Below are 22,074 nucleotides of genomic sequence, written 5' to 3'. Positions count from 1 at the left end.
ATGGGGTGAGGGATAAAGAATGGGACCGAAGATTACAGTAGCCCTTGCGGGCAATCCAAATTCAGGAAAGACTACCATTTTTAACAACCTGACGGGCGCTAGGCAGCATGTCGGAAACTATCCGGGCGTGACCGTTGAGCGTAAAGAAGGTCTTTGCCGGCATGGTGGTCATGAGATCAAGGTCATCGACCTCCCGGGTACCTACAGCCTTACGGCCTATTCAGAGGATGAGGTGGTGGCCAGGGACGCGATAATTGATGAACGGCCGGATGTGGTGGTGGATATAATCGACGCCTCCAATCTGGAGAGAAATCTCTATCTTGCCGTGGAGATCATGGAGCTTGGCGCTCCGCTTGTCCTGGCCTTCAACATGAGCGACATAGCCAGGGAGCGCGGGTATGAATTTGATATTGAAAGGCTCTCAAGGCTCCTTGACGCCCCTATCGTCCAGACAATCGGCAATAAAGGGGCGGGGATAGAACAGCTTTTGGACGTGGCCGTATCCATGGCCGGCTCAAAAGGACCCAGGCGCGACAAGGTCGTGGACTATGGGCCCGAGATCGAGGGGGAGATCGAGAGGATACAGACGCTCATCGAAAAGGACCCTGCGCTCCAGGGGGTTGCAGGTAGATACGGTGCAAGGTGGCTGGCCGTAAAACTCTTGGAAAACGACAAAAACGTGCAAAAGAAGGTCGGATCCCCTGAGTTAGACAGGATAGTCAGGGAAGGCGCGGCGCGTATTGAAAAATTGACAGGAGAGCACCCAGAGACCGCCATCGCCGGCCAAAGGTATGGCTTCATCTCTGGCGCATGCCGCGAGGCGGTGCGCTCCACCATCGAGATACGCCATACGATATCCGACAGGATAGATGCGGTGCTTACAAACCGCGTGCTCGGGATCCCGATCTTTCTGGGGCTCCTGTGGCTCGTCTTTCAGCTCACATTCACCCTTGGCGGGCCGCCCGGGGAGTGGATCGAAGGCGGGTTCAATTGGCTTTCCACCCTTGTGGGCGCAATCCTGCCCGAAGGGTATCTGAGATCCCTTATAACCGACGGCGTCATTGCAGGCGCAGGCGGCGTGCTGGTCTTTGTCCCGAACGTCCTCATGCTGTTTCTTGCCATTGCCGTACTTGAGGACTCAGGCTACATGGCCAGGGTGGCCTTCATCATGGACCGTCTGATGCACAGGATCGGCCTGCACGGCAAGAGCTTCATCCCTATGCTCATCGGTTTCGGCTGCAACATCCCTGCCATCATGGGTACCCGCACCATTGAAAACGAGCGTGACCGCATCGTGACCATCCTCGTGAACCCGCTCATGAGCTGCAGCGCAAGGCTTCCAGTCTATACGCTCCTCGCCGGGGCGTTTTTCGCCCCGCATGTCGCAGGTCACGTCATCTTTTCCATCTATGTCCTCGGCGTTGTCCTTGCGATAGCCATGGCGAAGATATTCAAGAAATATCTCCTGCCCGGCGCGGCCACGCCGTTTGTGATGGAGCTTCCGCCCTACCGTATGCCCACGCTCAAGGGGGTATTGATCCACATGTGTGAGAGGGCATGGCTGTACATAAAAAAGGCTGGGACCATCATCCTCGCCATATCGATAGTGATGTGGTTTCTCTCAAGCTTCCCTGCAAATCCCCAGCTTGAGGAGACCTATAAGACCATGATCGAGGCGGCCCATGACAAAAACGAAACCAGGGCCCTTGAAAACGAGCTCGCTGAAAAGAAGCTTGAGCAGAGCCTTGCAGGCCGGATCGGGCACGCGGTCGCCTTTTTCCTGCAGCCCATAGGTCTAGGCGATTGGAAGATAGGCACGGCGCTGTTTGCAGGCTTTGGCGCGAAGGAGGTGGTGGTGGCCACCCTCGGAACCCTTTACAGCGTAGGCGCAGGAGAGGAGGGCGCGGACGATCTCAAGACGGCGCTTCAAAAAGACCCGTTTTACAGCCCGCTGGTCGCCTACACCCTGATGGTGTTCGTGCTGACCTATGTCCCGTGCATGGCCGCGGTGGCGGTCGTAAGGCGCGAGACAAACTCCTGGCGCTGGCCGCTGTTTATGATCGGTTATGAGCTGGCCCTGGCCTGGGTCGTCTCTTTCATCGTCTATTGGGGCGGAAGGTTGTTCATATCGTGAAGGGGGACGGACAATGTTGTGGTGTGAAGACTGGGGTGAATTAGATATCGGGGCGCAGGCCCTTAGCGTTACCAGGGCCTGAGTGAGTCTACATCAATTCGCCGAGGCGCTTGGAAACGCCATAGACGCTAAAGACAGACATACCTATGACCATTCGCAGCATGTAGCGGTGATAGGGTACATGATAGCCTTAAAGATAGGTTTTACAGCCCAGCAAGCCGATGTGATCCACATAGCAGGCCACCTGCAGACATCGGCAAGATTGGGGTCCCTGACCATATCCTCTCTAAAAAAGAGAGATTGACCGAAGAGGAGTGGCAATACATAAAAAGACACCCTGAAACAGGGGCCGCCATCATAGGTGCGGTGAGTTGTTTCAAAGAAAAAGGGGGCATCAAAGACATGGTGCTTCACCACCACAAAAGATATGACGGAGGTGGTTATCCAGCCGGCCTGAGGGGCAACGAAATCCCGATCGGGGCCAGGATCCTCTCTGTAGCCGACACCTTTTCGGCAATGATACAAGACAGGCCGTATAGAAAGGCAATGTCGCCGGAGAAGGCGTTCGATGAGATCGCACTGCTCTCCGGGAGCCAGCTGGACCCTATATGCACAGCGGCACTCCTTGCAATAAAAGACAAGGTTATAGGTTGGATTCGGGGTTTTACGCTTACAGACCACTAGAGAGTGAGGCTTTATGTGCGTAGCGCTGATAGGAGGCATGGACAGGCTTGAGAGACAATACAAAAACGAGGCCGAGAGATTCGGCATAAACCTCAAGGTGTTTACAAAATCTGAGACCGGGCTGGGTTCCAAGATCAAGGGCGTGGACGCCCTGGTCATCTTTACAAACAAGATATCGCACAAGGCCAAAAATGAGGCGAGGGATATGATAAAAGGCAAGGATATACCTGTATTCAGGTATCATTCGTCCGGCGTCTGCACCCTCAGAAGGTGTTTTGAAAAACTGACAGGGGCGCCTCGATTATAAAGCAGAGATACATCATCCATTGCCGATCCCGGGGGTTGCTCTTGGCGGTTGATTGGGCTATATTCGTGTTACTTTTTTTTATAAAAATACTATTTAAGAGGAGGCCAATTAAAATGGGACGGAATTTAAATCTGTTCAGGCATGGTTTTGGAGGAGAGGGCGCATGGATTTTTATAACAGCCATCCTGTTTTTATTAACCTTTTTGCCCGCCGGGATAGTATGCGCGGACACTGAAGACAAGGAAATACGAAAAGAACTTGAAGAGCTGAGGGCCAAGGTAAAGGACCTCGACGCCTTGAAGACAAGGGTCCAGGAGCTTGAGGAAAGGCTTGCTGCAAAGGATGCGGGCGAGGGGCAGGAGACGGTAAAGGAAGAGCTCAGAGAAAAAGAAGGGGCCGCCGAGAAAGAAGGGGAAAAGAAAAAGATTGTAAAGCTGGTCAGCCCATACCTGGACAACCTCAATATCACAGGCGGTGTGAGCGGCGGCTGGTTCTCTACAACAAACGAGGGGCCAGGTAACAAGAGCAGCAACTTCGTCCTGTCAAACCTCCTTTTGGACCTCTCGTCCGAGATGGAAGGGGGGCTTCTTGGTTTTAACGTCGGACTTGGAGGCGTTACGACCCCGTCTGTCTTTGATGCACCCAATGACACGACCCCGGACTTCCGCATTGAATACGCCTCGATAAACCTGAAGCCCATAAGGTCTCTGGAGGGCCTTTCCGTAGAGACAGGTCTCTTAAAACCCAACTCAGGCTATGGGAGCACCTATACCTTTCAAAATCCAAACGTCACTGTAGGGGCGCTTGCCTCCCAGCAGCCCTATAATGCAATGGGCGCAAGGGTGACATATGCCTTTGGCGAAGACCTGAAGCTCTGCGGCGCGATGTTCAAGCACAGGCTCGATGATGACGAATACCGCACGGACGATGTCTATCTCAATGAATACGGCGAGCCAATGGGCCTCGGCGCACAGGATTCAAGCTCGTGGGAGGTAGGCGTAAACGGCTCTGTAAACGGCCTGGGGCTGAGCCTATACCACTACCACCTGAACGATCTCAGGCACCTTACGGGCATTGTTATTGACCATACCATAGATGACCTGTACGGCCTCAAAAGCCTGTATCTGGCAGTAAACGGAGACTACTGGAGGTGGAGCAGCAGGGTGGACAAATACTTCAAGGACGACTCATCCATCGGCGCCAGCCTCTACATAGTCCCATCCCTTGAAAGGCTCTCATTCCCGCTCCGCCTTGAGTATATCCATCAGGGGGAGAGCAGGATATACCTTGACAGCCCAGATGCGGAGGACGTCTATGCGGTCACATTCACCCCCACCTACAACCTCACATGCAATGTATTTTTAAGGGGCGAACTCTCCTACGTCCATGCCGACAACGGCTTTTCAGACGACAAGGGCAGGCTGCAGGACGACAAATACATGTTCGCTGTTGAGACCGGCGTAAAGTTTTAGGCTGTCTTTTATTAAAAAAAGGGGGGTAGATATGTATTGCCATAAAAACCAAAACGCTTGGCCAGGCCGGCTGTCTGCAGAAATTGCAGGCGCAATTGTGTACTTGCCGGCCGGAGAAGGAAACAAAACGGATAAAAAGGACATACTGTCTCAATTGGATTAAAAGAGACCCGATAAATAAAAGGAGAAACGTCATGAATGGTAAGATAGCGATCACGGCCATGGGCATGGATGAAGGCGCGGTCTTTTCCCGTCATTTTGCAACAGCAACCCACTTTCTCGTCTATGACACCGCCACGGGTGTCTTGGGCGCAAGGGAAAACCAGGCTCGGGCCCTGACCACAGGGCGCGGGGTAAAGGCGGCGGAGATCCTTGTCGATTCCGGGGTAAACGCCCTTGTAACCGACCTTATCGGGCCAAAACCCTTTGAGCTTCTCAACAAAAAGGGGGTCAAGATATATCAAGGTCCACGCATAGGTATAAAGGACGTCTTGCAGGCGATCAGAGAAGACAGGCTCGGCCCACCCCTGTCGGCACCTACCGAAGAGGCGCATGCAGGGCAACATGGTGACTAAGGACGTTTGATCCCAAGGGGCCTCGAAGAATTCATTTTTTCACCCACAGGGGAGGGGATTTCAGGGGCCCCTGTCTTCGACTTAATAAAATAATAAGAGGAGGTCTAAGCCATGACAGGTCTTCTAAAAAAACCAGAATATTCAGTCTTATTCTGACCATTGCTTTATCCATTTTTATTCCTTTTGTTGTTGCAGCAAGAGCGGAGACTGAAAGGGGCCCCGGGATACTTGTTATAGCACATGGGACAGACGATCCCACATGGACAGGCCCTGTTTCAGCGCTGGCGGAAGAATTAAAGAAGAGGTTTTCATGCCCGGTGGCCCTTGGTTATCTGGAGGCCACAAAACCCGACATCCCAGGGGCGGTGGATGAACTAAACAGCCGGGGCGTAAACCGTATCATAGCGGTGCCCTTGTTTATCTCCTCTTATTCCAATCATATCGAAGAGATAAGATATATACTCGGTTTAAAGGACACCCCTCCAGGTGGAGAAAACCTTGTAAAGGCCGATCCCGCCGGTGAAGTTGAGCTCACGCGGGCTATTGACGACAACCCATTCCTGGTTGAGACCCTGGCCGGACAGATTGTGGCAATGTTGGACGCAACCACTGGTTTTACAAATATATTTTCTCGAAAGACCGCTATTTTAGCAATGCATGGAAGCGATACCCCTGAAGGTATGGAAGGCTGGGAGCGGGCAACAAATTCCCTGGAGGGGCGCTTATACAGGACGCTAAGCGCCCAGGGATGGGGTTTTGAAAGAGATGACATAAGGCATGGCTATCTCTTCGAAAAGGCTGATCCTCAGCTTGGCGATGTTGTTTATCACGCCATATTTAACGAGGGTAAGATACCGTATGTGATACCTGTGATGCTGAGTGAGGGCTATTTTACCGGGAGCAAGATACCATCGATCCTCAAACCTGTTGAAAACATGTATCGCTACCCGGAGAAAGGCAAACGATCCCTCATTACCTTTGACAAAAAGGCCTTGACAAAGATGGTGGTCTATAGGGCAGCGAATAGCCTCTGGATGCCACCATTGATATTGAAAAACGGGAGAATTGTTGAGTTTTCCCTGGACAGGGTCTATGAGATTTCAGGTGAAATATGCCCTGGCCGGATTATGGCATGGCGCGCGGCCAGCTACGGCCTTGCCAAATTATGGGGGGATACCGTGGTGAACCCGAGCGACCTGTTTGTTGTATCGATGTTCCCGCCGGAGGCGGAACACAAAGAGCTGTTTGACTGGCTTGCCGGTGTTGACAACGTAGCCTATATAGGACAATCCTACAGAGGCATGACAGAGATTACCCCTACATTCTCTTTTATTGACAGGGCAACCGGCAGATTTATAACGGTACGGACAAAAAAAGATATCTTTGGTGGAGATGAATTTTTTGAATTAAAAAACAAGGCGCAGGCAGGCAAAATCACAAGAGAAGAAGGAGCCAGGCTGAAAAGATTAAAAGAAGAACTCCTTCTTAAACTCATGACAACCCCTCCTGACATGCTGTTTGATGTCGTTTCAGCCTCCTTATAACCATCGTTCGTTCCAAAGGGCCGAGGCGCCAGCCCTCCTTAACTCTCATCTCGCCCCGGCCCCTCTCTTTACGTACAAGTTAAATACATCATGGTATCGTATCAATCGAAGCAAACCGAGGCTCGTGAAGCGGTAACAAGATGTCCGCCATGTCCCGCACCCTCAAGACGATGTCATAGGCCTCATATACATTGACATGCGTCCCGGGCGGGATGACCTCCATCTCCATTGCCTTTATCTTTGCTGGTGGATAGAAGTTCTCCATTATCAGACAAAATCCGGTTATCACCGCCTTGCCGCGGGCAGTATCAACCATTACCGTCAAACCCCCATCGGTATGTGCCGGCGTATGAATGACACGGATGCCTGGCACGACCTCCGTATCCTGGGTTATTGTCTTTATCTGGCCGTTCTTTTCGATATCCAATATGAACTCTTCATTATATCGAAAATCGAGCGGATGTGGGTTGTGTATGCGTTCCATTTCTTTTGCATGTACATAGAATGTAGCATTAGTACATTTATAATCATTTTCACAATGATCATTATGTAGATGCGTATGTATGACAATATCTATATCCTCGGGCGACAGCCCCCATCGGCCCAACCCCTCCTCAAACCTGTAAATCTTTCCACCCACGGCCCTTTCCCTGCCCTCGGATTGCAATGGACTCATCTCTCCCGTGTCTATCAGTATATTCCTATCGCCGCCCTCCAGATACCAGCAATATATGGGGATAGTGTAAGGCTCGCCGTATCCGTATTGATAGGTCATCATGCCCTTATCAAATACCTTTGTCCCCATTACGATGGGATGAATTTTATATTGCGCCGATCTGCACATGGCAACCTCCTGTCTCAAAAATATTCTCCCGCTCAGCTTCGGGTCTGATCGATGGCTTCAAGGGGTCATCAATGGCTGGACGGCAAACCCGGCCGCCTGATATCAACCAATCTGTCACTGATCTTTTTCTCCAGCTCAAGCATCTGACCATAGACATGTCTGAACTCATCGCTCCGGGCGATTACAGCCTTACCTCTATTGAGCTGGTTCAGGGCCTCGTGGAGGTCAGCCATCGCACCTGCGGCATCCCCATCAGCCGCCCTTTGATCCGCCCGCCTTACAAGTATAATCGCCAGATTGTATCTCATGTAAAAATTCTGATGGTCCCAATCATCAACCCCTGTCTTTAGATATTTGACAGCGCTGTCTAAGTCGTTCAGCTTGTTATACGCGTCAGCCAAGGCTATATAGAAGTTTTCAGGCTCCCAGGTCACGTCTTTATAGACAAGGAGCCGCTTTATCCCCTTGTTTAACTGATATTTGGCGGCATCGGAATTTTGCTGCCTCAAGACGTCATAATAATAGCTGGATGCAAGGGCATAATAGACGGCATAATGGGATTCAATCGGATTTTGCGCCATCGCCGCATTCATGCGGGCAAGCGTCGTTTCCAGAAATTGAAGCCTGGCCGGAGGCGCCATGGCGTTCTGGTTCGCCTCATAATACTTGATGTTTCCAAGGCCATAAAGAAAATTATTATCGGCAGCCCATGCCTTGAAATAATATATGCCATTTACAACCACTAGGACAGACATCACAAGGACAATGACAAAGAACGGCCAGGGTGTACCGGCCTTTCCTTCGATAACGGCAACGTTATGCACATCTTCCCTGGCTGCAACAATGTTATTCAATGAAACGATAAGGCCCAGGAAGACATAAAACAGCGTCATAGACACAACGGTGTCAAAGATGGTCAGCGTGTTAACGGCATAGGCAAGGAGACCGACGGTAAGCCCTGCCAAAAACACGCGCTCGTCATTGAAAAGGTCTTGTTTGAACAGCCTGAAGATGGACCTTGCGGCAAGAAACCAGATGGCGGTCCAGGCCAAAAACCCCGCTATGCCCATCTTTGCCAGTATCCCAAGATAATTGTTGTGGGGGTCGTCATAGTTTACGTTGGGCTCAAGCTGGGATAGGTGCAGCGGCTTAAAGGGCATGAAGGCCCTCCGAAACGACTCCAGGCCGACACCGAAGACCTTTCCATTAATGGTGTTGTCCCATATAAATCTCAATGTCTCCTGCCACAATATCAGGCGGGTTGCGGCTGTCCCTTTGATTTGCAGCAGCCCCATGATCCTCGGGACAAAAAAATCGCTGAAGACCGATACGGCCCCGGCACTTATAATCAGCAAAAGCGCCAAACCGATTAGAATAAATTTCAGGTGGTGTTTTCTGCGCCCCCTGTCTGAAAAACTCAATAATATAACGATAAAAACCAACAAGCCGGACAGATAGCCTATCCAGGCGCCCCTTGTCAGGCTGAAAAGGATGCCTGCGGTCTGCACGAGCAGCGCAACCCCGAACGCCAGACGCCTGACAGGGCTCACACTGGAAAAAAGTCTGCCAAAATTGAGAAATATGGTAAACATCATTACTGAACCAAAGAGATCGGGTTGACCCTGAAGACCATAGGCGTGGGTACCCAACGGGATATCAAACCCGGTAAAGTCCAGGCCGAAAAATTGAAAGATTGCGACTACGGCGTTTATGGCGCCTGCTAAAATAAGCAGATCGGCAAACAGATATATCTTCTTTTCATCATTTAATATAATGATGGTCAAAAATGTCATGCCGAGGGCCTGTATCTGCGTCATGAGCCCCAATTGCCTTTCATACACGCCGAAAAGGGATACAAGTGGCGTAATGGAAAAAACAGTGGACAAGACCAGCATCGTGGCAAAAATCAAGACTGAAAGGGAAAAGGGCGTCTTTAATCTGTCAAACGCACGACCGTCCCTTAACAGCCAGAGGGATGGGATACCAAAGATCAGCCATGCCCAGGTGAAGATCGCTGATTTGCTGATGTAGAAGGTGCAGCTTACAGATCTTGAGAAAAAGAGAAACGGCAGGATGGCCAGGATAAAAAGACCAAAAAGGGCGTACCTCTCCAGAAAAAGGGGCTTTACAGTATTTGCTTTCAATGGGATCGACTTGGGCAGCTTATGTCTGGCCTTCATTGAGAGTGTTCCATTTTTGTTTTAAGGTGGTCATGTGATTAATATCATCAATGGTATGACATTACAACAAAAGACCGGAGTAAAAATCATATATGAGGACAACCACCTCCTTGTGCTGTCAAAACCGGCGCGCCTCCTGACCGTGCCTGATTCAACTGGCGATCCGTCGTTGCTGGACTGGGCAAAAAGCTATATCAAAAAGAGTGGGTCCAAACCTGGAAATTGCTTTCTTGGTGTGATACACCGCATCGACCGCCCGGTATCAGGGCTTGTATGTTTTGCAAAGACCTCGAAGGCGGCATCGCGTCTCTCGGAACAGATGCGCATGCACACAATCCGCAAGACATATCTTGCACTCACCAGGGCTATCCCCCCTGCCCGAAGTGGGGTGCTCGAACACATGCTCAAAAAAGATCACACCCGAAACCTCGTTCAGGTCTTCCCGAAGGACTTCAGCGACCCCTTGGCAAGACCAGCCCGCACCTTGTGGAGGACTGTTGAAGAAAAAGGCGGGCTCTATCTCCTGGAACTGATACCTGATACAGGACGCCCGCACCAGTTGAGGGCGCAATGCGCCCACATGGGTTGCCCCATCCTGGGAGACATAAAATATGGGGCGGCAGAACCCCTTCCTGACGGCTCAATTGCGCTCCATGCCTTCAGATTGGAGATAGACCACCCTACAAAAAGGGGGCGTCTGGTCTTTAAGGCACCGCCACCAGACACAGATGTATGGCATATATTTTTTTATAAGCACTATGCAAAGTAGCGGCATCGATTTCGCAAGCCAGACATAAAGACCATTTACCTCCCTACGTCCATGCCGCAACAGGTAGACATCAAGACAAAAAGCAACAAAAAAAGAACCAATAAATAATTAATGATCTCTAAAAGTCATTATATGAGATGGTTAAGTAAAAATCGTAAATGCAAGGTGCGCAGATCCTGAGAAATGCGGCATACCTCCTGCACGCCGCAGTGACAAAGGATGCAGCACAACGCAGCAGTTGACAACTTTTTACAACACCATCAACAATTAATTAGGGCCTGTAAATAATTTTGTGTAAACGGTCTTGTTTTTTCATATTCAATAAGCAGGCATTCTGTCACCAAATAAGATGGAAAAGCGGTTCAATGCGGCCTTCCAGTCTCTGATTGGCATAGTCCATTTCCTGGCGATATTGTTCAGCGCCAGATAAAGCAGTTTGAGCATAGCCTCGTCATTGGGGAACGAACCCCGGTTCTTAGTAACTTTGCGCAGCGACATGTTCAATGATTCTATAGCGTTAGTCGTGTATATCACCTTGCGTATCTCCGGCGGATAGGCAAAAAAGGGATAATGCGCTCCCAGTTCCTGCGCCAGGATTGGCCGATGGACGGATGCGTTTTATCCCATTTTTCCTCAAAGGCCGTAAGATTCATCTCAGACTGCTCGGCGGTTGTCGCCTGGTAGATGGTCTTGAGGTCCGCAGCTACCTCTTTGCGCTGTCTCCATGAGACATATCTCAGGGAATTGCGCACCATATGGACAATGCAGAGCTGTATCCGGGTGCGAGGAAAGACCGTCTCAATGGCCTCGGGGAAACCCTTCAGGCCATCCACACAGGCAATAAAGATATCCTGTACCCCACGATTTCTCAACTCTGTCACTACCTGCAACCAGAACTTGGCGCCTTCGTTTTCCGCAACCCACATCCCCAGGACATCCTTGACCCCATCCATGGTGATACCGATAGCCAGATAGACCGCCTTGTTCATAACATGTCCATTATCGCGTCCCTATAGATGATCGGGTAAACAGTGTCCAGAGGGCGATTCTGCCAGATTTTAACCTCATCGGCAACAGCGTCAGTGACCGCTGAAATCAGGCTGGGAGAGACATCAACACCATAGATATCCTCCAGATGCCCCTGAATCTCCCTGGTGGTCATACCCCGGGTGTAGAGTGAAATAATCTTGTCATCAAAACCGGAAAAGCGGGTTTGCCCCTTCGGAATGATCACCGGATCAAAGCTGCTGTCGCGGTCACGAGGGACATCGATCGGCAGCTTGCCAAACTCACCCTTGATGGTCTTGACGGATTTGCCATTACGGGCATTTCCGCCTTTGACGGCTATTGCACCATGTTTCTCGTGTCCCAGATGGACAGCCATTTCCGCCTGCAGCGCCCTTTCCAGAAGGGCCTTGGTCAGTTGCTTGAGCAACCCGTTTTCCCCGATCAGCTCTTCGGGTCTTTTACAGTCGTAGCCGACAAACAGACGATCCAACAGTTCTTTTTCAATGGCCATAATGATCTCCTTTTAAAGGGTGGGATATCGACATACCCCTGAATGGCCATTTACACAAATTATTTTACACCCTCTTTTTTAACACTTTAACATCCTCTATTCTTTACAAATTGATTTTATAACTAAAAAATATGATACTTTTAAATTGTAAACTAATTATTATCATATAACAAAACTTTCAATCTTATAAGGAAAGGAGCACTTCGATGACAAAACCCGGATCTGCAATCATAGACACCGACGCCGCTGCCCACACAGTATCCACCTTGCACCTCATCCTCCTCGCATGTTTTGCAATCCTCAGCACCATAGGCATATCTTTTGGGATTCATGCCCTGGTACTAGGACATGGTGAGACCTTCAACACGACAAGAGAGGTCCCATGGGGACTTCTCATAGCATCGTATGTATTCTTTGCATCCATGTCAACAGGACTCTGTATTGTGGCCTCACTCGGCCAGGTCTTCGGCATAAGGGTATTCCAGCCGATTGTTGAGAGGACGATCTTTCTCGCGATTGTAACTATAGCCGGGGGACTAATGAGTATCTCTCTGGAGCTTGAAAATCCCTGGAGAGTTCCTATTTATGGCGTATTATCGCCCCATCCCGAATCAAATATCTGGTGGAAAAGCACCATCTACAGCATATATTTTGTTTTGCTGACCCTGGATCTGACTATGCTGCATCTTGGGAAACGAAAGGCAGCAGCAAGGTTCGGCCTCGTGGCACTCATCGCATGCCTGGCGGCAAATCTAAACATGAAGGCAGACATGTCGGTTATAGGATCAAGAGAATTTTGGCTCGAAAACTATATGCCGCTCTATTTCGCCATCCAGGCCACCCTCCTTGGGTGTTCCGCAACCATGTTCTTCAACTGGGCCGCCATCAAACTTGACAAACAGCCTATCGACGCCGGGATGCAAGATGCACTCTCCATGATTGCAAAGATCAGCGTGATACTCCTTATTTTGACGGCTGGTTTTGTCGGGTGGAAGATATATTCAGGACTCTTCAACATGACCGAAAACCAAGATGCCATGATGCTTTTATTAAAAGGAAGCTATGCGGGCAATTTTTGGATAGGTGAAGTTATCTTGGCGGTCCTTGCGCCTCTCGCACTCATAACAGCTGCAAGGACAAAAAATGTAACCGCCTTGGCCGCCGCAGGTCTTGTCTGCCTGGTCGGCACTTTTGTGATGATTTACGACCTTGTGGTAGTAGGTCAACTCATCCCGGTTTTCCATCAGTACAATATCGTTGACTTGCCAAGATATTTCTCCTACACCCCATCCCTCCATGAAGATATGATATTTATTGGGGCCATATCTTTTGTCATTACTGCTTTTCTTATTTGGGAACACTTTTATAAAATAAGGGCTATGGAAGCTGCAAGTCTGACACAAGGTACCAATGCTGGCGTTGGCGACTAACAAAAGGGCTTGGCTGACAAGATTTATTAGATCATCGTTGATGGCATAGCAAAAAGTCCAACTGCGGGGTACAGGTCTGTGCGCCTTACATTGACGATTTTTGCTTAGCCATCTCATGTCAATAACTTTTTTACGAGATCATCATTTAAAAAACGCCCGACCCTAAATAGGTCGGGCGTTTTTGGTTATCAGACGTTTTTTGGTTATCATTGGTGCGCCCGGAGGGATTTGAACCCCCGACCTTCGGATTCGTAGTCCGGCGCTCTATCCAACTGAGCTACGGGCGCCAAGTGGGTTATATATAATTGAAATACCTGCCCGTTGCAACCCTTCCCTTATGGCATCTCGTTTTTATAGCATTTGATCATTTGCACAATAAAATTGTGACATAACATAGTTATTTTGTTACAAAATGAAATTAATCTATTCTTTGAAATTTTTCTTAACAAAAGATTTGTCTTTGATATTGATTAAAATCAAGGCAAAAAATTAATAATACGATTTTTTAAAAATTCTTTTGCTGAAATATGTTAAAAAAAGAAACAAATTACGTAAATTAATCTCACCAATAAACGATGGGACATCCAGGAGGAACGATCTATTTTTTTGGCCGATCAAAAAAAGGGAGTCCTCTATTTGAAGTCTGATAAACCGAAGGGGGTAATTACAAGCTGTCGCGTGTCTCATCGATTTAAATTGACCATAAAGGGTCAGATCAGGAGGGAGAGATGCACAAAAAAATCCTTTTTGTAGTTGTAGGGTTGGGATTCATCATGGGCTGCACTGGTGGACTTCAGAAACGCTCGGCCGTAATAAAAACACCAAAACCAGTGCCGGAAGCAGTCTATGTAGGGACAGAGACATGCAGAGGGTGTCATGAGGGGCTTGTAGCCGAGAAAGAAAACGTCCATATGAGGATAGCCTCTTTTGAGGTGCCTGACGGCTACAAGACAGGCTGCGAATCCTGTCACGGGCCTGGTTCAGTCCATATCGAGTCAGGCGGCGATCCGACCAAGATATTGGGCCCAAAAAAAGACAAGAATGACTCGAACCCTGAAGGTGTCGCAGGGATATGTGTATCATGTCACCAAAACGGATCTTGCATGAACTGGCCAGGCTCAACCCACCAAGAAAACGGAGTCCATTGCACATCATGCCATAAGATCCACTCAAATTCAAAAAAATCCTTTTTAATAAAAGATGAGAAGGAATTATGTGCGTCGTGCCATCAAGATGTAAACGCACAGACCTACTTTGCATCACACCACCCTATCAAAGAGGGGAAAATGGGATGTACAGACTGCCATAACCCGCATGGCGGTGAAAATATGGAAAAGGGTATGCTCAGGACGGACGAACGAGTAAATGACCTGTGTCTAAAGTGTCATACAAGATATCAAGGACCGTTCGTCTTTGAACACGACCCTGTAGTGGAAAACTGCCTGATTTGTCATGAACCGCACGGCTCTGTAGCCAACAATCTCTTAAGGCAGCAGGAACCATTCCTCTGTCTGCAGTGTCACGAGGCGCACTTTCATGCAGCAAGGGCCTCGAACAGCCAATTCCCCGTAACCGTGCCTGGCGATCCAACAAATCAGATCGCTGCGACCGATCGCGGCTTCCAAAAATCGTTCATGACCAAATGCACGCAGTGTCACCCAAGGGTCCACGGCTCCGATATGCCATCACAATCTGTAGCCGGCCAGGGCAAGGGCCTTACAAGATGATAAGGGGGATAAGGACATGAACATGAGTAATGTTTATCTTTACTTGATAATCGCTGTCGGTCTTTTGTTTATCTGTTTCACGCCGGTCTTGGCGGATGATGAAAAACCGATCGAGGGTGAAATAACGGTCGGCGGCTCTTTAAACGACAAACTGAAAGGAAAGGAGCAGGGGGCCAAGGGCGCCGCTGAATATCAAAGCATCTATGATAAAGGTTCGAACTGGGACCTTAACGGCAGATTCAAATATAGGGGGGCAATCTTGACCTGGATGGCTCTGCAAGATATCAAGATTCGGAAGACCAGGAGTATAGGGGCGATCTCTCGCTTAATCGAATAATCCTTTACAAGACCGACTACAACAAATTCATGCACCGCCTAGACCATGACAAACTGGAAAATCTTGAAGCACACATATTTAAAGGGGCAGGCACGCCAGGCGCCCCTGTAGGATTACCTTTTTCAAGCCCAATCCCCGGGAAAAATCCTGACGGCACAGCCATAACCGCCGGACAGAGCATAATAGGGGCCGCCGCCGTATATTACACGGATCACGGACCAGGAGATGACTATTCGGTTACCCGCTCCGAGTGGAACAGCCGCATAGTCTTCAATATACCCCAGATACCAGAACTGAAACTCGGTTTTGATCACAGAATGGAAAAAAGGACAGGCTGTGTCCAGTCGCGCACCATGAGCAAGTGTTCAGCATGTCATATAGAGGCCTATTCAAAAGATATAAATGAACTCACGAATGATTTCATACCCAAACTCTCTCTGAGACTTGAGGCCCTTGTAATAGACTATTCATATATGCACAGGGAATTTGATGACAGCGGCGACAAAATGTATAATAATTATAATAAGTTAGCAAGTGCACACGTTGCACCCTTCGGCCCGAAACTCCAGTTCGACGGGACATACGGTGCGCTTCCATTCGACCGCACGCCAGAGTCTACCAAAGACAGCCACAGCCTAAAACTACGCTACGATATAGACAAGAAGAATACCGTAATGGCCGGGGCTGTATATTCTGTGAGCACAAACCGAGGCACAGATTCATCATACAATGCACTCCTGGGCAATTACGGCAAAGACCTTGATCTTAAGAGCGGCTCGCTCTTCGCCAAGATACATAGCCGCATAACCAAAAAATTGTCCTTGACTGCGCAAGTAAGATATCAAACACTCAACAACGACAACGTCTTCATAAACGTAAACGACCAGAGACAGATTGATGCATTTAAAAACGAACCCTTTTCAACATACGATTTTACAAGAAAATCGGGCTATGACCTGAACCTCTATACAGGCGGCGTTGATCTGACCTACAAGCTCAGCTGCACGATTGCAATCATGGGCGGCTATGAATATCGTCGGGAAGAAAGAGAAAACAATAAGGAGCACAATGTACCGCACGACACAGATGAACACATATTTAGACTTGCCGGGGACTGGCAGTTAAACAATGGGCCCAGGTTCAACCTTGGATATAAGCTTATGCTTGCAAACGATGTCTATGCCCTTTACAAGGCAGTGTGCGCCCCTAGCGGACAATTTGCCACCTATGCTGGTCCGGCCACAGACAACTGGAATTATTACAGAACCTATGCACCCAATATCTATGATGCAAGAACTGGGACAAGGAGCAATATGCCCAACAGGCTTCATGAAATAGGGCTCAAGGCAGGGTGGTCGCCCATCCAAATACTCTTTACAAACCTCTATGCAAAATACCGCATAGGAAACAATAACGAGGTAGACGGCAGAGATTGGCATCAGAATCTCTTCACCGGCGGATTGAACCTGGTGCTGGCTCCGAACGAAAAGATGGCCTTCAGTGCAGGCTATAACTATTTCTACGACAAATACGAGTCCATGTATTGCATAGCCGTCTATGACGGGTGAGGGAACCTCATAACATCGAGCCAGTTTGGCTCTGAACACACTAATATGAACTACAGGACAGAGGCACACACCTTTATGGTTGGTACAGACATCAAACCGGCGCCGAAGATCGGCCTAAACGCCACCCTGAGCTACACAAAAGGCATGGGCAGCATTAAGGACTTCTTCTTTGCAAGCATGTATCCAACAGGGGATGTAAAGCTTGATTATAATGTCAGTTCTCTCAATCCCAACATGCCATATCTCTATGATGTTGCATACATAAACGGCATACAAAACTATTCAAATCTCGACTTCTCAGAATTCGATTTCACATTTGGTGCAACCTATCGCCTTACAAATACCATTGGGCTGGGGTTGCACTATTTCTATGACAAATTTACAGACAAAGAACCATACGTTTATGGCGATCAAGGCACTGAGGTCCAGTCCGTTCTAGGGGTCCTGACCTACAGGTTCTGAGTCTTTCTTGCCCCAAGAGGGGCGGATCGTCCGCCCCTCTTATCCAGCCCTATAGACGCATAGACATCTAACCGCCCGCAAGAAATAATTGGTTATCTTTTTGAAGATATCCGCCTTTCGCGATTTAAATAAATTGCGGCCCTCTGGCCCGATCATGTGATGGACGACGGAATGTGCGCACAATATCGGTCTTGTAATCAGGAACAGGATTTAATCGCAACAGCGGTTTGTCGCCGCCAAATTGTTTTAAGATAATGGAAATGCTTGCATTTAGGATCTGATCGGTTTATATAGCCTAAAATCAAAATCCCTATTTTTAAGAGGTCTCTATGTCCAAGACATGCGAAATATGCGGTAAAAGACCTGGAATAGGCTGCAAGGTAAGCCATGCCAACAACCGCACCCTAAGGCGTTGGCTTCCAAACCTGCAACGCGTCAAGGCCCTTGTAAATGGCCAGACGCGGCACATCCGCGTTTGTACTCAGTGTATTCGTTCGGGGCGAGTTGTAAAACCTACAATATAACAAACCAAATTAACGATGGTTGGTGATATCTGCTACGACCTGCTGAATCCATTAAAATGACCTGGTTGGTGATATCTGCTTGACGCGAGATAAAAACTCTTTTTTAGTCTCTCGCATGTCATACATACCACCAGATCCTTCCACAAATACTGCAGCGGTCAAAATGCTCAAATATCAATCCAACGCAATTAGTCCATGGGTGGCTCTGCAGATTGTGCCCGGCATAGGGAGCATTACCCTCAGGAGATTGGTGGACCATTTCGGCTCGCCAGAGGCTGTGCTGAAGGCACAGACCTCTGAACTCGACGCTACCGGGTGGCTCTCTATCAGACTCAAAAATGCCATTTTGGCTGGTCCGGATTGGCGTCTCCACAAACGTTGCATGGAGACGATTGAAGGGCTTGGGGTTTGGACGATAACCTATCGCGATAAAGAATACCCAAAACCCCTGGGGCAGATACCTGATCCACCGGCCATACTATATGGGCTTGGAGACCGCAATGTCCTCAACGGCAAGGCTGTTGCAGTAATCGGCTCCAGGAAGGCCAGTGCATATGGCATCAAGGCGGCCAGCGAGATCGCATCCGGGCTTGCCGAAAAAGGAATTACGGTGGTCTCTGGACTTGCCCCTGGCATAGACTTTGCGGCCCATGAGGCCACACTCAAATCAGGTGGCGTCACCATAGCTGTAAAGGGATGCGGTATAGATGTGCCATATCCCAGGCACGACAAGGCCTTTATTAAGCGCATAACATCAAGTGGCGCTATCATAACCGAATTTCCGCCCGGTACAGCGCCGGAGCCGAAAAACTTCCCTATACGGAACAGAATAATAAGCGGACTCTGTCTGGCAGTTGTAGTAATCGAGGCAGGCCTTAAGAGCGGCTCCCTGATCACTGCATCCTGCGCACTCGAACAGGGCCGAGAGGTGATGGCGGTTCCAGGCAGTATTTACTCAAACGGGAGCACAGGAAGCCATTGGCTTATAAAGCAAGGTGCACGATTAGTTGAAAATGCAACAGATATACTCGATGGTTTCTGTATCTTTCAGACCGGCCATGCAGAACCCGATGTGCCGAACAGGCCCAATATTATGTCTCTAGGGCCGGAAGAGAGGCTTTTATATAATATGCTCGACGCTTATCCGGTACACATAGATGAAATTGTACATTCAAGCGGCCTTCCGGTCGCCCAGGTAAACGGCATATTGCTACAGATGGAGCTGAAAGACCTCATCCAGGTCCTGCCTGGCCAAATGTATCAAAAAAAATAAGGACTAAAAATATAATGGGCAAGAGTCTTATTATCGTTGAATCTCCGACAAAGGTCCGAACAATAAAACGATACCTCGGAAATGGTTTTGATGTAAGGGCATCCCTTGGTCATATCAAGGATCTTCCAGCCAAGTCGCTCGGCGTTGATATCGAAAACGACTTTACCCCGCATTATGAGACGATTCGGGGCAAGGCCAAGGTCTTAAAGGAACTCAAGGCAGCCGCCTCAGGCGTACAGGATATATACTTGGCACCTGATCCTGACCGTGAAGGAGAGGCGATAGCGTGGCATATAGCTGACGAACTTGCAGGAAACGGCAAAAAACCGGTGAAATTCCACAGAGTGCTATTCAGAGAGCTCACAGAAAAGGGGATAAAGGAGGCCATAAGTGCCCCTGTAGAATTGAACAAAAACAAATTCGAATCACAGCAGGCAAGGCGCATACTTGACAGACTGGTTGGTTACCAGATATCCCCGATACTCTGGGACAAGGTAAAAAGAGGTCTTTCGGCCGGCAGGGTCCAGTCAGTGGCTGTAAGGATTGTGTGCGACAGGGAAAGAGAGATACGTACATTTGTCCCTGAGGAATACTGGACCATCCAGGTGAAACTCAAAGCCGGACATCCACCTGAATTTGTTGCAAGGGTAACGGCAAAAAATGGCAAAAAGCTTATCATCAACAACGAAGATGCCGCAAGAGAAATAGCGGACTTTCTAAAAAACGCCGCGTTCAAGGTCTTAAAGATACAAAAAAAAGAAAAGAGGCGTCAGCCTGCCCCTCCATTTATAACCAGCACGCTTCAGCAAGAGGCAGCCAGAAGACTCAGGTTTTCGGCGAAGAAGACCATGACCATCGCGCAGATGCTATATGAGGGCATAGACATCGGCGAAGAAGGCCCTGTAGGTCTTATCACCTACATGAGGACAGACTCTACAAGACTTGCTAGTGAAGCCGTCGATGCAGCCAGGGACTTCATAAAAGAGATGTTTGGAAAGGATTATGTGCCGCCCAAGGCGCCGAGCTACAAAACAGGCAGATTGGCCCAGGACGCCCATGAGGCCATAAGACCCACATCTATCTTAAGGACACCCGAGGCCATGACTACATACCTTTCCAAGGATGCCCTCGCACTCTACGAACTCATCTGGAAGAGATTTGTAGCGTCCCAAATGGCCCCTGCAATATTGGACCAAACACAAGTGGACATAGAGGCAGGGCCCTATATGCTGAAAATTACTGGCTCAATAATGAGATTTCTCGGTTTTACCGCCATGTACTCGGAGAAAAAAGATGAACAGGTAGGTGCCGATGACGATACAGGTCCGGTTGATCTCCCACCCCTTTCCGAAGGTGAAAATCTGGACCTCATAGATATCATTCCAAAGCAACACTTCACCCAGCCTCCGCCCAGATACACAGAGGCAAGCCTTATCAAAACCCTCGAAGAAAAGGGTATAGGCAGGCCAAGCACATATGCAACAATCCTTTCGACCATTCAAGAAAAGGAATATGTCCGCATGGAACAAGGGCATCTTTTGCCGACGGAGCTTGGTTTTATAGTTACAGACCTCCTGGTTGGACATTTCTCAGGCATACTCGATACAGGATTTACGGCCGATATGGAAAGACAGCTCGATGAGATCGAAGAGGGAAAATTGTCATGGCTTGAGGTCCTAAAGGGGTTTTACGCCCCATTTAAAGAGAGCCTTGATACTGCAAAGACCGAGATGAAGTCAATAAAGTGGGTCGGCATAGAAACCGCCATTAAGTGCGACAAATGCGGTGCCCCGATGGTCATTAAATATGGGAAGACAGGGGAATTTCTTGCTTGCTCAGCCTATCCTGTCTGTAAAAATACAAGCGACTTCACAAGGGATGAAAGGGGTCAAATAAAACCAATAGGCAAGGAGACATCCCATCCATCGGCTGGAATATGCGAAAAATGCGGGCGTCCGATGGTGGTGAAAAAGGGAAGATTTGGTGAATTCATCGCCTGTTCAGGCTATCCTGAATGCAAAAACACAAAACCCCTAACAACCGGTGTGCCATGTCCAAATCCAGGATGCAGCGGACAGATAGTAAAAAAGAGATCTAAGACTGGCCGCACCTTTTATAGCTGTAACAGATATCCAGAGTGCCAATATGTAAGTTGGGATGAACCGGTTAATGAAAAATGCCCTAACTGTGGCTCGCCCATATTGGTCGCAAAGATCGGGAGGGACGGGAAAAGGACGCTGAGGTGCCCAGTTAAAGGCTGCGGCTATAAAAAAGAGGCACAATAACAAAAAGGAGGAGCTGTCATGAAAGTAACATTGATGGCATGCAGTGGTGATCCTGAGATCCTCTGGAATGCCTTTCGCATGGGAAATCTAATGCTCGAGCAGATGGATGATGTCACCATCTTTCTTAATGGCCCGTCTGTCAACTACCAGATATTGGCCTCGGAAAGATACCCCCTGACCAATCTCGCCAAACTGTTCACTCTATCCGAAGGCGCCTTGCTTCCTGAGGCAAGCTCCTTGACCTCCACGGCGTGGAGGAAGGATATCACAAAAGGGCCAAACAGGCCGACCTGTACCGGTTGATCGCCGAAAGCGATAGGGTGCTGACATTTTAAAAAATCTCCAAGATTAACGATTTTGTTCGACAGTAAGGCGCGAGATAACCACCATCAATCTGTCCCTCTCCACATCAAGGGGATTAATTTTTATCCTACATCGGA

19 protein-coding genes, 1 tRNA gene and 1 pseudogene are annotated in these 22,074 nt (G+C 48.9%); 17 read left to right on the top strand and 4 right to left on the bottom strand.

What is annotated here, in order from left to right:
- Positions 1 to 19: 19 nt before the first annotated feature.
- From feoB to LGS26_RS02245, 7 genes are all read left to right on the top strand, one after another.
- Positions 20 to 2,134, top strand: coding sequence for a ferrous iron transport protein B (feoB, locus tag LGS26_RS02275; RefSeq protein ID WP_237889046.1), 2,115 nt, complete (start codon positions 20 to 22; stop codon positions 2,132 to 2,134).
- A gap of 82 nt (positions 2,135 to 2,216) precedes the next feature.
- A complete protein-coding gene (locus tag LGS26_RS02270; protein WP_237889045.1) occupies positions 2,217 to 2,438 on the top strand; it encodes a hypothetical protein in 222 nt (73 codons plus the stop codon).
- On the top strand, positions 2,435 to 2,818 hold the full coding sequence (locus LGS26_RS02265; protein WP_237889044.1) for an HD-GYP domain-containing protein: 384 nt from the start codon (positions 2,435 to 2,437) through the stop codon (positions 2,816 to 2,818). The genes LGS26_RS02270 and LGS26_RS02265 overlap by 4 nt, the downstream gene beginning before the upstream one ends.
- A 13-nt stretch (positions 2,819 to 2,831) precedes the next feature.
- The gene (locus LGS26_RS02260) at positions 2,832 to 3,125 is read left to right on the top strand and encodes a DUF2325 domain-containing protein (protein WP_237889043.1); all 294 of its coding nucleotides are present in this window, start codon (positions 2,832 to 2,834) and stop codon (positions 3,123 to 3,125) included.
- Positions 3,126 to 3,238: 113 nt separating this feature from the next.
- On the top strand, positions 3,239 to 4,597 hold the full coding sequence (locus LGS26_RS02255) for an outer membrane beta-barrel protein (protein ID WP_237889042.1): 1,359 nt from the start codon (positions 3,239 to 3,241) through the stop codon (positions 4,595 to 4,597).
- A 194-nt stretch (positions 4,598 to 4,791) separates the two neighbouring features.
- Entirely contained in the window at positions 4,792 to 5,172 is a 381-nt protein-coding gene (locus LGS26_RS02250) for a NifB/NifX family molybdenum-iron cluster-binding protein (RefSeq protein ID WP_237889041.1), read from the top strand.
- Positions 5,173 to 5,201: 29 nt separating this feature from the next.
- Positions 5,202 to 6,716: a sirohydrochlorin chelatase gene (locus LGS26_RS02245; RefSeq protein ID WP_330873340.1), complete on the top strand. Its 1,515-nt coding sequence runs from the start codon at positions 5,202 to 5,204 to the stop codon at positions 6,714 to 6,716.
- An 88-nt stretch (positions 6,717 to 6,804) separates the two neighbouring features.
- On the opposite strand, the gene LGS26_RS02240 is transcribed toward LGS26_RS02245, so the two are convergent.
- Positions 6,805 to 7,560: an N-acyl homoserine lactonase family protein gene (locus LGS26_RS02240; protein WP_237889040.1), complete on the bottom strand. Its 756-nt coding sequence runs from the start codon at positions 7,558 to 7,560 to the stop codon at positions 6,805 to 6,807.
- A 68-nt stretch (positions 7,561 to 7,628) separates the two neighbouring features.
- Entirely contained in the window at positions 7,629 to 9,740 is a 2,112-nt protein-coding gene (locus LGS26_RS02235) for an O-antigen ligase family protein (protein ID WP_237889039.1), read from the bottom strand.
- A 34-nt stretch (positions 9,741 to 9,774) separates the two neighbouring features.
- Between LGS26_RS02235 and LGS26_RS02230 the strand changes: the two genes are divergently transcribed.
- Positions 9,775 to 10,509, top strand: coding sequence for an RluA family pseudouridine synthase (locus LGS26_RS02230; RefSeq protein ID WP_237889038.1), 735 nt, complete (start codon positions 9,775 to 9,777; stop codon positions 10,507 to 10,509).
- Positions 10,510 to 10,827: 318 nt separating this feature from the next.
- On the opposite strand, the pseudogene LGS26_RS02225 reads toward LGS26_RS02230, so the two are convergent.
- Positions 10,828 to 12,028: pseudogene (locus LGS26_RS02225) on the bottom strand (IS256 family transposase).
- A gap of 206 nt (positions 12,029 to 12,234) precedes the next feature.
- On the opposite strand from LGS26_RS02225, the gene nrfD reads away from it, so the two are divergent.
- Positions 12,235 to 13,458: an NrfD/PsrC family molybdoenzyme membrane anchor subunit gene (nrfD, locus tag LGS26_RS02220; RefSeq protein ID WP_237889037.1), complete on the top strand. Its 1,224-nt coding sequence runs from the start codon at positions 12,235 to 12,237 to the stop codon at positions 13,456 to 13,458.
- 210 nt (positions 13,459 to 13,668) lie between these two features.
- Here the strand turns inward: nrfD and LGS26_RS02215 are convergent.
- Positions 13,669 to 13,745 (bottom strand) — tRNA-Arg (locus LGS26_RS02215).
- A gap of 441 nt (positions 13,746 to 14,186) precedes the next feature.
- Between LGS26_RS02215 and LGS26_RS02210 the strand changes: the two genes are divergently transcribed.
- The 8 genes from LGS26_RS02210 (at position 14,187) to LGS26_RS02175 (ending at position 21,937) form a co-directional block, all read left to right on the top strand.
- On the top strand, positions 14,187 to 15,185 hold the full coding sequence (locus LGS26_RS02210) for a GSU2203 family decaheme c-type cytochrome (protein ID WP_237889036.1): 999 nt from the start codon (positions 14,187 to 14,189) through the stop codon (positions 15,183 to 15,185).
- Positions 15,186 to 15,201: 16 nt separating this feature from the next.
- Positions 15,202 to 15,522, top strand: a complete 321-nt coding sequence (locus LGS26_RS02205) for a hypothetical protein (RefSeq protein WP_237889035.1) — start codon at positions 15,202 to 15,204, stop codon at positions 15,520 to 15,522.
- The gene (locus LGS26_RS02200; protein WP_269137063.1) at positions 15,450 to 17,090 is read left to right on the top strand and encodes a GSU2204 family CXXCH-containing (seleno)protein; all 1,641 of its coding nucleotides are present in this window, start codon (positions 15,450 to 15,452) and stop codon (positions 17,088 to 17,090) included. Before LGS26_RS02205 ends, LGS26_RS02200 begins: the two co-directional genes overlap by 73 nt.
- A 45-nt stretch (positions 17,091 to 17,135) precedes the next feature.
- Positions 17,136 to 17,552: a hypothetical protein gene (locus LGS26_RS02195; RefSeq protein ID WP_237889033.1), complete on the top strand. Its 417-nt coding sequence runs from the start codon at positions 17,136 to 17,138 to the stop codon at positions 17,550 to 17,552.
- A gap of 329 nt (positions 17,553 to 17,881) precedes the next feature.
- Entirely contained in the window at positions 17,882 to 18,076 is a 195-nt protein-coding gene (gene rpmB / locus LGS26_RS02190) for a 50S ribosomal protein L28 (protein ID WP_237889032.1), read from the top strand.
- A gap of 199 nt (positions 18,077 to 18,275) precedes the next feature.
- A complete protein-coding gene (dprA, locus tag LGS26_RS02185) occupies positions 18,276 to 19,349 on the top strand; it encodes a DNA-processing protein DprA (protein WP_237889031.1) in 1,074 nt (357 codons plus the stop codon).
- Between the two features lie 14 nt (positions 19,350 to 19,363).
- Positions 19,364 to 21,634 (top strand): type I DNA topoisomerase, encoded by a 2,271-nt coding sequence (topA, locus tag LGS26_RS02180; RefSeq protein ID WP_237889030.1) that lies wholly within the window; start codon positions 19,364 to 19,366, stop codon positions 21,632 to 21,634.
- Positions 21,635 to 21,652: 18 nt separating this feature from the next.
- Positions 21,653 to 21,937 (top strand): sulfur reduction protein DsrE, encoded by a 285-nt coding sequence (locus tag LGS26_RS02175; RefSeq protein ID WP_237889029.1) that lies wholly within the window; start codon positions 21,653 to 21,655, stop codon positions 21,935 to 21,937.
- The last annotated feature ends 137 nt before the right edge of the window (positions 21,938 to 22,074 follow it).

The organism is Dissulfurimicrobium hydrothermale (assembly GCF_022026155.1).
In the GTDB taxonomy this organism is placed as follows: domain Bacteria; phylum Desulfobacterota; class Dissulfuribacteria; order Dissulfuribacterales; family Sh68; genus Dissulfurimicrobium; species Dissulfurimicrobium hydrothermale.
This window is presented reverse-complemented; position numbering and strand designations above follow the sequence as displayed.

Excerpts from the sequence above, each read along its gene's own strand:
- feoB (WP_237889046.1), top strand. The coding sequence starts at position 20 with ATGGGACCGAAGATTACAGTAGCCCTTGCGGGCAATCCAAATTCAGGA.
- LGS26_RS02260 (WP_237889043.1), top strand. The coding sequence starts at position 2,832 with ATGTGCGTAGCGCTGATAGGAGGCATGGACAGGCTTGAGAGACAATAC.
- LGS26_RS02255 (WP_237889042.1), top strand. The coding sequence starts at position 3,239 with ATGGGACGGAATTTAAATCTGTTCAGGCATGGTTTTGGAGGAGAGGGC.
- LGS26_RS02250 (WP_237889041.1), top strand. The coding sequence starts at position 4,792 with ATGAATGGTAAGATAGCGATCACGGCCATGGGCATGGATGAAGGCGCG.
- LGS26_RS02240 (WP_237889040.1), bottom strand. The coding sequence starts at position 7,560 with ATGTGCAGATCGGCGCAATATAAAATTCATCCCATCGTAATGGGGACA.
- LGS26_RS02235 (WP_237889039.1), bottom strand. The coding sequence starts at position 9,740 with ATGAAGGCCAGACATAAGCTGCCCAAGTCGATCCCATTGAAAGCAAAT.
- nrfD (WP_237889037.1), top strand. The coding sequence starts at position 12,235 with ATGACAAAACCCGGATCTGCAATCATAGACACCGACGCCGCTGCCCAC.
- LGS26_RS02210 (WP_237889036.1), top strand. The coding sequence starts at position 14,187 with ATGCACAAAAAAATCCTTTTTGTAGTTGTAGGGTTGGGATTCATCATG.
- LGS26_RS02205 (WP_237889035.1), top strand. The coding sequence starts at position 15,202 with ATGAACATGAGTAATGTTTATCTTTACTTGATAATCGCTGTCGGTCTT.
- LGS26_RS02195 (WP_237889033.1), top strand. The coding sequence starts at position 17,136 with ATGAACTACAGGACAGAGGCACACACCTTTATGGTTGGTACAGACATC.
- rpmB (WP_237889032.1), top strand. The coding sequence starts at position 17,882 with ATGTCCAAGACATGCGAAATATGCGGTAAAAGACCTGGAATAGGCTGC.
- topA (WP_237889030.1), top strand. The coding sequence starts at position 19,364 with ATGGGCAAGAGTCTTATTATCGTTGAATCTCCGACAAAGGTCCGAACA.
- LGS26_RS02175 (WP_237889029.1), top strand. The coding sequence starts at position 21,653 with ATGAAAGTAACATTGATGGCATGCAGTGGTGATCCTGAGATCCTCTGG.